Annotated in this window: 13 protein-coding genes; 6 read left to right on the forward strand and 7 right to left on the reverse strand. The window is 62.6% G+C overall.

Going from position 1 to position 13,994, the window contains the following annotated elements; genetic code table 11:
* Positions 1 to 21 precede the first annotated feature (21 nt).
* A complete protein-coding gene (locus tag ACGYK7_RS10600) occupies positions 22 to 291 on the reverse strand; it encodes an usg protein (RefSeq protein ID WP_394401979.1) in 270 nt (89 codons plus the stop codon).
* A 190-nt stretch (positions 292 to 481) separates the two neighbouring features.
* On the opposite strand from ACGYK7_RS10600, the gene gyrA reads away from it, so the two are divergent.
* The gene (gyrA, locus tag ACGYK7_RS10605) at positions 482 to 3,229 is read left to right on the forward strand and encodes a DNA gyrase subunit A (RefSeq protein WP_394401981.1); all 2,748 of its coding nucleotides are present in this window, start codon (positions 482 to 484) and stop codon (positions 3,227 to 3,229) included.
* A 127-nt stretch (positions 3,230 to 3,356) separates the two neighbouring features.
* Here the strand turns inward: gyrA and ACGYK7_RS10610 are convergent, their stop codons facing one another.
* The 4 genes from ACGYK7_RS10610 to ACGYK7_RS10625 form a co-directional block, all read right to left on the reverse strand.
* Complete coding sequence (locus ACGYK7_RS10610) at positions 3,357 to 3,689, reverse strand: hypothetical protein (protein WP_394401983.1); 333 nt, start codon at positions 3,687 to 3,689, stop codon at positions 3,357 to 3,359.
* Positions 3,690 to 3,851: 162 nt separating this feature from the next.
* A complete protein-coding gene (locus ACGYK7_RS10615) occupies positions 3,852 to 5,333 on the reverse strand; it encodes a carboxypeptidase M32 (RefSeq protein WP_394401984.1) in 1,482 nt (493 codons plus the stop codon).
* Between the two features lie 3 nt (positions 5,334 to 5,336).
* A complete protein-coding gene (gene ctaA / locus ACGYK7_RS10620; protein ID WP_394401986.1) occupies positions 5,337 to 6,482 on the reverse strand; it encodes a heme A synthase in 1,146 nt (381 codons plus the stop codon).
* Positions 6,483 to 6,745: 263 nt separating this feature from the next.
* On the reverse strand, positions 6,746 to 7,510 hold the full coding sequence (locus tag ACGYK7_RS10625) for an RNA methyltransferase (RefSeq protein WP_322327805.1): 765 nt from the start codon (positions 7,508 to 7,510) through the stop codon (positions 6,746 to 6,748).
* A gap of 140 nt (positions 7,511 to 7,650) precedes the next feature.
* On the opposite strand from ACGYK7_RS10625, the gene ACGYK7_RS10630 reads away from it, so the two are divergent.
* Positions 7,651 to 8,274, forward strand: a complete 624-nt coding sequence (locus tag ACGYK7_RS10630; protein ID WP_394401989.1) for a thiamine phosphate synthase — start codon at positions 7,651 to 7,653, stop codon at positions 8,272 to 8,274.
* A gap of 40 nt (positions 8,275 to 8,314) precedes the next feature.
* On the opposite strand, the gene ACGYK7_RS10635 is transcribed toward ACGYK7_RS10630, so the two are convergent.
* The gene (locus ACGYK7_RS10635) at positions 8,315 to 9,460 is read right to left on the reverse strand and encodes a HupE/UreJ family protein (protein WP_394401991.1); all 1,146 of its coding nucleotides are present in this window, start codon (positions 9,458 to 9,460) and stop codon (positions 8,315 to 8,317) included.
* On the opposite strand from ACGYK7_RS10635, the gene ACGYK7_RS10640 reads away from it, so the two are divergent.
* The 4 genes from ACGYK7_RS10640 to ACGYK7_RS10655 all read left to right on the forward strand — a co-directional run bounded on the left by ACGYK7_RS10640 (position 9,459) and on the right by ACGYK7_RS10655 (position 12,979).
* Entirely contained in the window at positions 9,459 to 10,319 is an 861-nt protein-coding gene (locus tag ACGYK7_RS10640) for a DUF4198 domain-containing protein (RefSeq protein ID WP_394401993.1), read from the forward strand. The genes ACGYK7_RS10635 and ACGYK7_RS10640 overlap by 2 nt on opposite strands.
* A 9-nt stretch (positions 10,320 to 10,328) precedes the next feature.
* The gene (locus ACGYK7_RS10645; protein ID WP_209218843.1) at positions 10,329 to 11,213 is read left to right on the forward strand and encodes a PfkB family carbohydrate kinase; all 885 of its coding nucleotides are present in this window, start codon (positions 10,329 to 10,331) and stop codon (positions 11,211 to 11,213) included.
* Complete coding sequence (locus ACGYK7_RS10650; RefSeq protein WP_394401997.1) at positions 11,210 to 12,142, forward strand: pseudouridine-5'-phosphate glycosidase; 933 nt, start codon at positions 11,210 to 11,212, stop codon at positions 12,140 to 12,142. Before ACGYK7_RS10645 ends, ACGYK7_RS10650 begins: the two co-directional genes overlap by 4 nt.
* An 84-nt stretch (positions 12,143 to 12,226) precedes the next feature.
* Entirely contained in the window at positions 12,227 to 12,979 is a 753-nt protein-coding gene (locus ACGYK7_RS10655) for a DUF502 domain-containing protein (RefSeq protein WP_394401999.1), read from the forward strand.
* Here the strand turns inward: ACGYK7_RS10655 and ACGYK7_RS10660 are convergent.
* Positions 12,959 to 13,993, reverse strand: a complete 1,035-nt coding sequence (locus ACGYK7_RS10660) for a patatin-like phospholipase family protein (RefSeq protein WP_394402002.1) — start codon at positions 13,991 to 13,993, stop codon at positions 12,959 to 12,961. The genes ACGYK7_RS10655 and ACGYK7_RS10660 overlap by 21 nt on opposite strands.
* Between the last annotated feature and the right edge of the window lies 1 nt (position 13,994).

Consider the following 13,994-nt stretch of genomic DNA (forward strand, 5'->3'; position numbering starts at 1 on the left):
CCTGCCCTTCGGCCTGCAGGCTCAATGTAGCGTGAATTCACCCACTTGGTTTTGCCATTCGCCGGGGCCGATCAACTTGCGATGGGTGAAACGGACCGAATGCAGCGGGCCGTCCAACTCCGCGCGCCAGAATTCGACGAATTCGAACAGACGCGGATGGTCCGGTGCGATGTCGTATTCCTGCCAGATATAACTGTTCAGCACATGGCTATAATCGGGCATGTGGTAAAAGAACTCTGCCGTGGTCAGCCCGTAACCTTTTAGCATCAATTCGGTTTCACTGCGGGGCATGTTGCGCCTCCCTTGCTGCCTCTGTAGAACAAGTTTGCGCGGTCGGAATTACTTTTCAATGAAAACAGTATGTTGGCACTTCACCCCAAGTGCTGCCAGTGCGTTTCGGCCACAGCCATTGCACCTGATATGCCCCGTCTGCTATAGAAAACCCCAAGATATAGAACCATAAAAATGGTGGGCAAGATACGTGACCGATACGCCGGATACCCCTGAAAACGCAGACGAAAAACCCATCTTTCACGGGCCGTCGGTGACCATCGAACACGAAATGCGCACGTCCTATCTGGACTACGCGATGTCCGTGATCGTCAGCCGCGCGATTCCCGATCTGCGCGACGGTTTGAAACCGGTGCACCGCCGCATCCTCTACGCAATGCATGAGACCGGCAACACACACGAGAAACCCTACCGCAAGTCCGCCCGTCCGGTGGGCGACGTGATGGGCCAGTACCACCCGCATGGCGACTCTGCGATTTACGACGCACTGGTGCGGATGGCGCAGGATTTCTCGATGTCGCTGCCGCTTCTGGACGGTCAGGGCAACTTCGGCTCGATGGACGGCGATAACCCGGCGGCGATGCGCTACACCGAAGTGCGGATGGACAAGCCCGCCGCCTATCTCTTGGCGGATATCGACAAGGAAACCGTCGATTTTCAAGACAACTACGACGGCAAGCAGCAGGAACCCACGGTTCTGCCCGCGCGTTTTCCCAACATGCTGGTCAATGGCGCGGGCGGCATCGCTGTCGGCATGGCGACCAACATCCCGCCGCATAACCTCGGCGAGGTGGTGGATGCCTGCCTCGCGCTGATCGACGATCCGGACCTGACCTCGGAACAACTTATCGACTATGTCCCCGGCCCCGACTTCCCCACGGGCGGCATCATGCTGGGCCGCTCCGGCGCGCGCAAAGCCTACCTCGAGGGCCGCGGCAGCGTGGTGATCCGCGCCAAGACCCGGGTCGAGGAAATCCGCAAAGACCGCTGGGCCATCGTCATCGACGAGATTCCCTATCAGGTCAACAAAGCCACGATGATCGAAAAGATCGCCGAACAGGTTCGCGAGAAGAAGATCGAAGGCATCGCCCACGTTCAGGACGAAAGCGACCGCAACGGCGTGCGCGTGGTGATCGAGCTCAAACGCGACGCCACCGCCGAAGTGGTGATGAACCAGCTTTACCGCTTCACGCCGATGCAGACCTATTTCGGCTGCAACATGCTGGCGCTCAACGGCGGCCGGCCCGAACAGCTGACCTTGCGCAAATTCCTCAGCTACTTCATCGACTTCCGCGAAGATGTCGTGGCGCGCCGCACCGCTTACCTGCTGCGCAAGGCGCGCGAGCGCAGCCATATTCTCTGCGGTCTCGCGGTCGCCGTTACCAATATCGATGAGGTCGTGGCCACCATCCGTTCTTCTGCCGATGCCGCCGAGGCGCGCGAGAAGTTGATGACCCGGCGCTGGCCCGCCGCAGATATTCTGCCCTATATCGCGCTCATCGACGATCCGACCCATACGGCGAACGATGACGGCACCTACAACCTTTCCGAAGCGCAGGCCCGCGCCATTCTGGAACTGCGGCTACAGCGCCTCACGCAGATCGGCGTCAAGGAAGTGACCGACGAGCTGGAAGAACTGGCGGGTAAGATCAAAGAATACCTCGAGATCCTCGGGAGCCGCGAGCGTATCCTCGGCATTATTTCCGACGAACTGCGCGAGGTGCGCGACCAATTCGCCGTGCCGCGCCGGACTGAGATCGTTGACTGGTCGGGCGACATGGACGACGAAGACCTGATCGCCCGCGAGGAGATGGTCGTGACCGTCACCTCCGGCGGCTACATCAAGCGCACGCCCTTGGCCGACTTCCGCGCGCAGCGCCGCGGCGGCAAGGGTGTCTCGGGCATGCAAACCAAGGAAGAGGATGTCGTCACCAACCTCTTCGTCGCCAATACCCATACACAGCTTTTGTTCTTCACCACCGACGGGATGGTCTACAAGCTGAAGACATGGCGCCTGCCGCAGGGCGCGCGCACCGCCAAGGGCAAGGCCATCGTCAACATCCTGCCCATCCCCACCGGCGTCTCCATCGCCGCAATCATGCCCGTGGACCGGGACGAAAAGGAATGGGACGATCTTCAGGTGATCTTTGCCACCTCTGCCGGAACGGTGCGGCGCAACAAACTGTCGGACTTCACCAATGTGAAGGCCAACGGCAAGATCGCCATGAAATTCGAAGGCGAGCATGAGGGCACCACGCTGATCAACGCGCGCATTGCCTCGAACGATGATGACGTGATGCTAGTCACCGACGCGGGCCGTGCGATCCGCTTCCCGGCGACCGATGTGCGGGTCTTCAACTCGCGCAACTCCGTCGGTGTACGCGGCATCCGTCTGGGCGAGGGAGACAACCTCGTCTCCATGTCCGTAATCCGTCATTTCGAAGCAAGTTCCGAAGAGCGTGTCGCCTATCTCAAACAGCGCCGTCTGATGGCGGGGCTGACCGACGACGACAGCAGCGACGACGAGGAAGAGCAGGTTCAAGCCGGACAGCTCAGCACCGAGCGTTATGCCGAAATGTCCGCCGCCGAGGATCTGATCCTGACGATCACCGCCAAGGGCGCGGGCAAGGTTTCCTCCGCCCACGACTACCCCGTGCGGGGCCGCGGAGGCATGGGCGTGACCGCATGGACCAAGGCCATGGCCCACGGCCCCATCGTCGCCTGTTTCCCGGTGGAAATGTCCGACCAGGTGATGCTGGCGACCTCCAAGGGCCAGTCGATCCGCGTGCCGGTCGAAGGCATCTCTTTCCGCTCACGCAGCGCAGGGGGTGTAAAAGTGTTCAGCACCGGCAAAAACGAAGAAGTCGTCAGCGTGGCCTGGATCGCCGATCAAGGCAACGAAGAGGATGAAGCCGAGGGTGACAGCGCCGCCGGGTGATCGGCGGCCCCCGCCCCCTGCATATGCTTTGGGGGCGCGGGTCTTTTCCGAGATACCCTTGAACCATAAAAAATCCCCCGCGCCATCAGCGCGGGGGATTTTCCAATCTTAAACTTCCGTTAGGAAATTAGTTGGTAGTCGTGGTCGAAGAAGACGACCCTGCAGCTGCAACCGCAACCAGAACCAGCGCCGCACCAGCGGCTGCTGCACCACCACCAAGGCCAGCACCCGCTGCGAAAAGACCAGCGCCCGCTGCGGCAGGCTTGCAAACACGCGCGGTGTTGCCGTCAACCATAACGGGGTTAGGCTTGCAGTTGTAGATCACGCCGTTGGCGCCCTGAACCTGAAGCGAATAGACCGGATCGTCAGACGCCCCAAGAACCGCCGCTTGAGACGTAGTTTGGGCGAAAGCAGCACCCGAAAGAGCGATAGTTGCCGCCACCGTTGCAAGAATTTTCATGTCTAGGTACTCCTATATTTCGTCAAAAATTAAACTCACCGCAGCATCGCATATAATCTTATCCGGCGCAAAGGCGAAATATTAAGCTATGGTTAGGAATTATAGCGATGCCCTTCGTTTAAGCAACACCGTGATAGGGCAATTGTTCCCCACCTTAGATGCCTAAATTCCATACAGTTCCTTGAACTTATTTTCCAGATAGGTCAGCAACGGCGCTTCAGTCGGCGGCTTTCCGCAAGCGCGGGTGATTACCTCACGGGGCTCATAGAGTCCCCCATGCTTTTGCACGTTTTCACGCAGCCAACCTGTGGCCGCGCTCGTGTCCCCTCTCGCCAAAGCCTCGTCGAGATCGGGTACGGCCTCCCGCAATGCCTCGTGAAGGCAACCGGCATAGACATTGCCGAGGCTATAGGTCGGGAAATAGCCCAGAAGCCCGACGGACCAATGCACGTCCTGCAATACGCCGTTTGAAGGGCGGTCGACCGGATAGCCGAAATCAGCCTCAAAGCGATCGTTCCATGCCGCTTCCAGCCCATCGACCTGGAGGTCGCCCGACATCAGCGCCCGCTCAAGATCGAAACGCAGCAGAACATGAAGATTATACTGAAGCTCATCCGCCTCGGTCCGAATGAAACCATCCGACACGCGGTTGACGATCCGGTAGAAGGTTTCGGCATCCGGCACGCCGAAATTGCCATAGACCGCCGTCATCTCACCATAGAGCCACCCGGTGAAGGCGCGGCTGCGGCCGATCTGGTTTTCGTAGATGCGGCTTTGGCTTTCATGCACCCCCATCGACACGCCCCGGCCCAAGGGCGTCAGCAGATAGGCGCTGTCGATCCCCTGCTCATAGGCCGCATGGCCGACCTCATGCACGGTGGAGTAAAAGCAATTGAACGGGTCGAGAGCATTGGTTCGCGTGGTGATCCGCACGTCCAGCCCCGACCCGGAGGAGAAGGGATGCACCGCCTTGTCGATGCGTCCGGTGGCCAGATCATAGCCAAAACGCCGCGCCAGTTTGGCGGTGAGGGTCATCTGTGCTGCTTCGTCAAAGACCCCATCCAACACCGGCGGCGCTTCGGCCTCGCGGACGGCGGCGCGCAGTTCGGAGAGTTTTGGCCGCAGCGCGCCGAACATGGCTTCAAGGTCCGCCGCGGTGGTGCCGGGCTCGTAATCCTCGAGCATGGCGTCGTAGATCCCCACCCCGCGCCCGTCTGCCAGCGCGGCCCCCTCTTCGCGTTTGAGCGCGATCACTTCTTTCAGAGTGGGAGCGAAGGCCGCGAAGTCATCGGCGGCGCGGGCCTCGGCCCAAGTGCCTTGGGCGGCGGAGGTGACTCGGGCGATGCGCGCCGCCAGATCGGCGGGCACGCGGGTGGCACGATCAAAGTCGCGCTTGATGTGACGCAGGTTCGCCTGCCCGACCGCATCCAACGCCGCGGGCTCGATCTGGGCCAGCCAATCTGCAATGCGTGGGTCGATGCGGCGGGCGTGCAGAACGCTTTCCATCGCCGCCATCTCCTCGGCCCGCTGCGGGGCCGCACCCCGGGGCATGACCGTTTCCTGATCCCAGCCCAAACGGCCCGCGACCTGCGCCAGCGCCTCGGTGTCGCGCTGAAAAGCCATCAAATCGTCATATGCAGTCATGTCTCAGCCTCTCAGCGATGTGGCGACAGGATAGGCCGCAAGGAAACGCGCACGCAGGATCAGCACCCAGAGCAGCACGGCCAGCGCCTGATGCGCGAGCGCCAGATGCACCGGCGCCGCATAAAGTACGGTGGTGATGCCCAGAACCACCTGCAAAAACAGCGCCGCCATCACGGCGTTGAAAGCAAAGCGCGTGCGGGCATGGGCCGAGCGGCGACCGCGCAGCCAGACGACGACCCCGAAAGCGAAAAGCAGATAGCCCGCCATCCGGTGCATGAATTGCACCAGTCCCGGATTCTCAAAGAAATTCCGCCATGTCGGCGTGATGTCGAATGCCTCGGGCGGGAAGAACTGCCCCTGCATCAGCGGCCAGTCGACGAAATAACGCCCCGCGTCAATCCCTGCGACCAGGGCGCCCAGCAGGATTTGCACTGCGGCGAAATGCAACAGACCCGTAGCCATGCCGAATTGCTTGGCCTCCTTGGCGCGGCGGGCTTGCATTAGATCGCGTTCGCTGCGGCCCAGCAAGAGCACATACCATGTGATGAAACCGAGGATGACAAAGGCCAGCCCCAGATGCGTCGCCAAACGGTAGGAGGCCACATCCGTCACCCCCTGCCCGCTGGTCACGCCCGAGGCGACCATCCACCAGCCAATCGCTCCCTGCGCGCCGCCCAATGCGCCGATAAAGAGCAGCCGTTTGGTCCAGCCGACAGGGATTTGGCGGCGCAGAAGGAAAAAGAGAAAGCCCAAGACCCAGACAAGGCCGATAACCCGGCCAAGCTGCCGATGCCCCCATTCCCACCAGTAAATGCTTTTGAAATCAGAGAGTTCCATCCAAGAATTCTGGACCTGAAACTCATCAATCTGTTGGTATTTTTCGAATTCCGCTTGCCAATCGGCCTCGTTCATTGGCGGCAAGGCTCCGGTCACCGGGCGCCATTCCGTAATGCTAAGGCCGGAGTCGGTCAGCCGCGTCAGCCCGCCCACGGCGATCATGACAAAGACCAGCGCAAAGAGGATCATCAGCCAGACCCGGATCGGCCCGCGCGCGCCGCCCCGGCCCTTGTCGATCGTGCCGGTTTGCACCGGGGCACGGCTGGGTTGGTCGGCTCCGACCTCTTCGAACAGTTTGCGTTTCTCCGCCATGGCGCGCCTCTTTTTCCGTTTGGACAGAGTGGTATGACATGGGCGGGGAAAGGTCTAGCGGGGTGGGTTATGTTGCCGCATGCGCCGCCAACCCCGGCCCGGAATCAAGCCGAAGGCGCCGGGCCATCACCTGCCCGCCCCACGGGGAGGCGATTTGGCAAGGAGAGGCGCAACACTGCGGCAAAGCATTGATGCTGCACCATAAAGTGGCAGAAAAACCTTTAGGATCGCCACCCCACGGGCAGGCGCTGGCCCTCCGTCGCTCAGCCCTTCTCCTTCCACCGGACCATTTGCCGCAGGATGCCATGCAGCATCTGCACATCCGCCCGCGTGAGCGGCATCCGCGACCACATGTTGCGCAGGTTAAGCTTCATCGAGGCGACCTTATGCTCGGGGAAGAAGAACCCGGCCTCGGTCAACTGCTCCTCGTAATGCCGCGCCAGATGGTCGACCTCGGCCCCCTTGGCCCAATCAGTGCCCGCCATCTCGACCACCTCATGGGTCACTTCGCCCTGCGCCCGCATCCATTCGTAAGACATCAACAAAACGCATTGCGCGAGGTTGAGAGAGGCGAACTTGGGGTTCACCGGGACCGAGACGATGGCATTGGCCTGTGCGATGTCCTCATTCTCAAGCCCTGCCCGTTCCGGCCCGAACAGCACCGCAACCCGTTGGCCTGCCGCGATCTTTTCCGCCGCCAGCCGCATCGCGGCTTCGGGGCTGTAGACTGGTTTGGTCAGGTCTCGGCTGCGCGCCGTGGTGGCAAAGGTGAAATCGCAATCGCCGAGCGCTTCGGGCAGATCGGCGCAATGCTGCGCCTCGTCCAACAGCCGCCCCGCCCCCGAGGCCATGGCCACGGCGGATTGGCTCGGCCAGCCGTCGCGCGGGGCCACGACCCGCATATGATCGAGGCCGAAGTTCCACATGGCACGCGCCGCGGCGCCGATGTTCTCGCCCATCTGGGGGCGGACAAGCACGATGGCCGGGATCGGCGCGGGCTGAACGGGGGAGGAGGATGTCTCTGTCATGCGCGCCTCATAGCCCCTGCGCCGCAGCACCGCAAGAAAGCCCGCGCGACGCACGCATATCCGTTTTCTTTTGCAGCGCCTTGCGCTAGTCAGACCTCCAGACCCGAGCAGGGCCGCAGACCCGATTAAGGACAGTGACCATGGACGCGCCAGAACAGCCGCAGATTTACCTTATCACCCCACCTGAAGTTGAGCTGAGCCAATTCCCCGCGCAACTCGCCGCCGTGCTCGACGCCCATCCGGTGGCCTGCGTGCGCATGGCGCTTTCGACCCGCGACGAAGACCGCCTTGCCCGCGCCGGTGACGCGCTGCGCGAGGTAACCCATGCGCGCGATGTGGCCTTGGTGATCACGGATCACCTGCTGCTGGTCGAGAAGCTCGGCCTTGACGGCGTGCACCTGAGCGATGCCGCCCGCACCGTGCGCCATGCGCGTAAAGAACTGGGCGAAGATGCCATCGTCGGCGCCTTTTGCGGCACATCGCGGCATGAGGGGATGGCGGCAGGCGAAGCCGGGGCGGACTACATCAGCTTCGGCCCGACCCAAGCCAGCGCCCTTGGCGATGGAAGTTTTGCCGAGGCCGACTTGTTTCAGTGGTGGTCCGAAGTGATCGAAGTGCCCGTCGTCGCCGAAGGCGCGCTTGACATCAACATGATCCGCAATCTCGCCTCCCGGACCGACTTTTTCGGCATCGGCACCGAGATTTGGGACAAGAACGATCCGGTGGCCGAACTCGCCACCCTGATCGCCGCCATGCAGGGCTAAGCGGCCCTTGGGGCAGCCCGCTCAAGGGCTGCCCGCTCGCTTACAGAAACACCCGTTCGATGAACCAATAGGCCCCGATCGCCGCGATGACGCAAGAGGCGGGGACCGCGATGGCGCGGCGATACCAGTCGCGATTCATCGCCCAGCCGACCAATACGAAGGCGATGGCGATTACTGCCAGCTGGCCCAGTTCCACCCCAATATTGAAGCCGATGAGCGCGGGCACGAATTGCCCCGCAGGCAGGCCGAAGTCCCCCAGCACCGAGGCAAACCCAAGCCCGTGCAACAGCCCAAAACCAAAGATCACCAAGGGCCGCCAGCGGTTTAAGGCGGAGTGAAAGATATTCTCGACCGCGACATAGGTGATCGAGGCGGCGATCAGCGGCTCGACGATGGCACCGGGCACGTTGACCCAGCCCAAAGCCCCAAGCGCCAGCGTGACCGTATGGGCCAGGGTGAAGGCGCTGACCTGCCAGATCAAAGGCCGCAGACGGGTCGACAGAAAGAACAGGCCCAAAACGAATAGGATGTGATCCAACCCTTTGGGCAGGATGTGATCGAAACCGACCGGGATGTAGCTGACGAAGGCCTGCCAGCCAGTTTCGGCATCACCGCCTGCAAGGGCAATTTCGGGGCTGGTTTCACCGCCCGAGAGATAGCCGGTATAGGGATCCTCCACCCCTTGCTGGCGCAGCACCAGCGCGCCCGCGCCATCCGGCCATGTCACCTGAACCTGTGCCGCCCCCGCAGGCACCGCGCTCTCCAACCGCCACTGGCTGTCGCGCGGCAGTTCGCCGTCGACCCCTTCGGGCACCTCGACCGTCACACTCTCTAACGGGACGGCGGTGCCATCTACGCTGAGCAGCGGCAGGCTGTTCCACTTCGACAAAAGCTCGGGCGCGCGGTCGGCGATGCGCGCGGCGGGCAGACTGCGCAGGGAATCGTAATCGCCCGCATTCTCGGCATTGTCGGTGTCTTCGATGGTATCGAGGTCGATGCCCGCCAAGAGCGCTTCGAGGTTGATGTCCAGCGCCAGCACCGCCCGCCCATCGGCCACGGTCAAATCCGCGATCGTGGGTTTGACCTCATGCGCCTGCGCCGCCGCGCCCAAGGAAAGCAGCAACGCGCTTGACAACAGCCACAGCAACGCCAGCTTGGATCTCAACAAAATGAAAGTTCTCTTCATGAAACTGTCCCAGTTGTCCGCTATTATTTTCAGTATCTTATCGGCAGCGCCTGCCTTTGCACATGAATACTGGCTGTCGCCGGTGAACTATCAAGTGGAAAGCGGTGAAAAGATCGCGGCGCATTTTCGCAATGGTGAGGAGTTTATCGGCACGGCCTTTCCCTATCTGCCCAACCGGCTCACGCGTTTCGAGGTCAAGATCGGCGGGCGAGAGGTCGCGCTCTCGCCGCGCGCGGGCGACAACCCTGCCCTGACGCTCCCCGCGCCCGAAGGTGATGCGCTGATCGTAGCGGTGGCCGAAACGACACCGTCCAAAGTGACCTATGAGGACTTCGACAAGTTCCTCCGTTTCGCGGCGCATAAGGACTTCCCCAAGGCCGAGAGCGATCACCGCGCGAACGGCTGGTCGACCGAGAAGGTCGTCGAAAGCTACACCCGCCACGTGAAAACACTGATCGCCCTCGGCGCGGGCACGGGGCAGGATGCGCCCACCGGCATGGCGACCGAGTTCGTGGCGCTGACGAATCCCTATGACGCAGATTTCGCGGGTGAGATGAAAGTGGCACTCCTCTATCAAGGTGCCCCCCGCCCCAACGCCCAGATCGAAGTGTTCGACCGCGCGCCGGATGACAGCGTGACCATCACCCGCCACCGCACCGATGCGGCGGGGGAAGCACTGGTTCCGGTCACTGCGGGCCATGAATACCTTTTTGACGCGGTGGTGCTGCGCCCGGCGGCAGAAGCGCAGACCGGCGCGGGCTACGACCCCGATCAACCGGTCTGGGAGACGCTCTGGGCGGCGCTGACATTCGCGGTGCCACAACAACGCCGCTTGCGCGGGGGGAGATTTGGCGGCTAGAAGCGCCGCATGACCAAGACAGCTGACATCCTTTGCATCGGCTCCGTCCTGTGGGACGTGATCGGCCGCTCTGAAAACGCCATGCGCCAAGGCTCCGACATGCCGGGGCGGATCACCCGCCTGCCCGGCGGCGTGGCGCTGAACATCGGCATGGCGCTGGCGCGCTTTGGGCTGACGCCCGCGCTGCTTTCCGCTGTGGGGCGCGATGCCGAAGGGGATGAGTTGATCGCCGCCTGCGCCCTGCGCGGGCTGATCACCGATCACGTCTACCGCTCTGACGATCTGCCGACCGACCGTTACATGGCCGTCGAAGGGTCCAACGGGTTGATCGCCGCAATTGCCGATGCCCATTCGCTGGAGGCTGCGGGCGACAAGATCCTGCGCCCGCTGGAGGATGGCAGCCTGCCCAGCCCCTACGAAGGGGCTGTGGCGCTCGATGGCAACCTGACCGTCGAACTGCTGGCCCGCATGGCCCAAAGCCCGCTCTTGGCAAAGGCTGACCTGCGCGTCGCGCCCGCCTCTCCCGGCAAGGCGCTACGGCTGACGCCCTTCCTAAAGGCTGGGCGCGGCACGCTTTATGTGAACCTCGAAGAGGCAGGGTTGCTCTGCCAATCAAGCTTTGACGATTCCCCCACCGCCGCCCGCGCCCTGCTGGCCCGTGGCGCGCGCCGCGCCGTGGTGACCGACGGCGGCAACCCCGCCACCGTGGGCCAAGGCGACGAGATCATCACCCTTACCCCGCCGCAGGTCCATGTCGCGCGGGTCACGGGTGCAGGCGATACATTCATGGCGGCCCATGTGGCTGCTGAACTTGGCGGTGCTATTGCGCAATCCGCCCTCAAGGCAGCACTCGATGCCGCCGCCCTTTACGTTTCCGGAGAGACCAAGATATGACCACCGCCACATCCGCCCTGCCCCTGACCTTCAGCGCCGAGGTGGCCAAGGCCCGCGAAAGCGGCGCGCCGATCGTGGCCTTGGAAAGCACCATCATCACCCATGGCATGCCCTATCCGCAAAACCTCGAAGTGGCGCGGCAGGTCGAACAGGACATCCGCGACGCAGGCGCGGTGCCCGCCACAATCGCCGTGATCCGTGGCGCGCTGCACATCGGTCTGGACGATGACCAACTGAGCGATCTGGCCCAAGCTAAGGACGTGGCCAAACTCTCCCGCGCCGATATGGCCGTCTGCATCGCCTCGGGCGGGACAGGTGCCACCACCGTCGCCGCCACCATGATCGCGGCCAATCTTGCGGGCATCGAAGTCTTCGCCACCGGCGGCATCGGCGGCGTGCATAAGGGCGCGGAAGACAGCTTTGACATCTCCGCCGATCTCATGGAACTGGCCCAAACCCCCGTCACCGTCATCGCAGCAGGGGCCAAGGCGATCCTTGACGTGCCGAAGACGCTGGAGGTGCTGGAAACCCAAGGCGTGCCGGTCATCACCGTGGGCCAAGACAGTTTCCCCGCCTTCTGGAGCGCCGGCTCTGACCTGCAATCGCCGCTGCGCCTCGATGACGCCGCAGCCCTCGCCAAAGCCCACCGCACCCGCGCTGCCATGGGGCTGCCCGGCGGCCAGTTGGTGGCCAACCCGATCCCCGCAGCAGAGGAAATCCCCGCCGCCGAACTCGCCCCGATCATCGCGCAGGCCCAATCCGAGGCGGATGCGCAAGGGGTCCACGGTAAGGGCGTGACCCCCTTCTTGCTGCAACGCATCTTCGAGCTGACCGAGGGCCGGTCGCTCACCGCCAATATCGCATTGGTGCGCAACAATGCCCGGCTGGGGGCAAAGATCGCCGCAAACCTCGTCAACCTGCCGCGTTAAAGGCGAAAAACACCGCGGAGCCATTGCCGGGCCGGGGCATACGCCTTAGCTATGATGCGATTAACTCTTCGGAAAACGGCGCAGATGAACACACCTTTTGATCCCGATCCAACGCAGGTTCGGCGCAGCCTTGTCGCAAGGCTGCGCGCGTCTTTCCTGACCGGTCTGGTCGTGATTGCGCCTGTCGGGCTGACCATCTGGCTGATCTGGAGCGTTGTCGGCTGGATCGACGGTTTTGTGCTGCCATTGGTGCCCAAAGCCTACCATCCCGACCGGCTGCTCCAGGATTTCTTGGGCCTCGACCCGTCGATGCAGTTCAACGTGCGCGGCCTTGGGGTGGTGATCTTTCTGATCTTCACCGTCATGGTGGGCTGGGCCGCGAAAGGGCTGATCGGCCGTTCGATGATCCGCTTCGCCGAAAGTCTGGTGGAACGCACCCCCGTCGTGCGGACAATTTATTCCGGCATCAAACAGATTTCCGAGACGATCTTCGCCCAGTCCGAGCGGAGCTTTGAGACCGCCTGCCTGATCGAATACCCCCGGCGCGGCATCTGGGCCCTTGGCTTCATCTCGACCGAGGCGAAGGGAGAGGTCTTGGCCCGCACCAACGCGGGCGGCGAGATGCTCTCGGTCTTTCTGCCGACCACGCCGAACCCGACCTCGGGCTTTTTGTTGTTCCTGCCGCGTGAGGATGTGATCGAACTCGACATGAGCGTCGAAGACGCAGCGAAGCTGGTGATCTCTGCCGGGCTGGTCTATCCGCCGCGCCCCGGTGCCGATCTGCCCGAGGCGCTGGCGCTGTCGGACCCTGAAAACTCAGCCAAACATCGCCGGTAGATCGACGCTGCTGCGCTGGTTCAGGTCGTCGAAGTGATCCTCAAGAAACCGGTCTGCCGCCGCCACGCCTGCCTCATGCAGCGCGCGGATCACCGCCGGGTTGGGCATCAGCTTCGTCGCCACCGACAACTGCGCCATCAGCGCGTCATCGGCGATCATATGCATGTGCACCCGCTTCATCCGCCCCTCCGGCAGGGTGCCATCCGCAATCAGCCTTTGCACGAAGTCAATCGCCCGCATCTCGCGCAGAAGGCTAGAATTGAAACTGATCTCATTGATGCGGTTTTGGATTTGCTGGGGCGTGACCGGAAGGTCTTCGCGGTCAAGCGGATTGATGTTCACCACCACGATATCTTCGGGCAGATCATCGCGAAACAGCGGAAACAGCGCCGGGTTGCCGGTATAGCCCCCGTCCCAAAACGCCTCGCGCTGGCCGGTCTGGGCGTCGTCGATCTCAACCGCCTTGAAGATCGTCGGCAGGCAGGCCGAGGCGAGCAAGGCATTTGGCCCGATCTCATCCCCCTCGAAGACCCGGATCTTGCCGTTGCGAACCCTTGTGGCGCAGACGAAAAAGAACGGCGGCCTATGCGCGCCCACCTTGCCATAGTCGAACCGCGCCACGACATCTTCGAGCGGATTGCGATAGAACGGGCCGTAGGCATAGGGCGACACAACCCGCGTCAGCGAATCCGAGATCGCCATCGGCAGGCTATATTCCATCGCCTGACTGAGCTTGTCCAAACCGAAGGGCGCCAGCCAATGCGACAGACGCAGGTCCGAAATGCCCGAGACCTGCGCCCAAAGCCAATCAAGATTTTCGCGCGCGCCCTCGCGCCCGCCTGCGATCATCCCCGATTTCAAGGCCGCGCCGTTCAGCGCCCCCGCCGAAGTGCCCGAGATCCCGCAGATGTCCAGATCGTCCTGCTGCAACAGCCGGTCGAGCACCCCCCAAGTAAAAGCGCCATGGGCGCCGCCCCCTTGGAGGGCGAGGTTAATGCGTTTCTTGACCGCCACG

Source organism: Sulfitobacter sp. 1A15299 (assembly GCF_043556915.1).
In the GTDB taxonomy this organism is placed as follows: domain Bacteria; phylum Pseudomonadota; class Alphaproteobacteria; order Rhodobacterales; family Rhodobacteraceae; genus Sulfitobacter.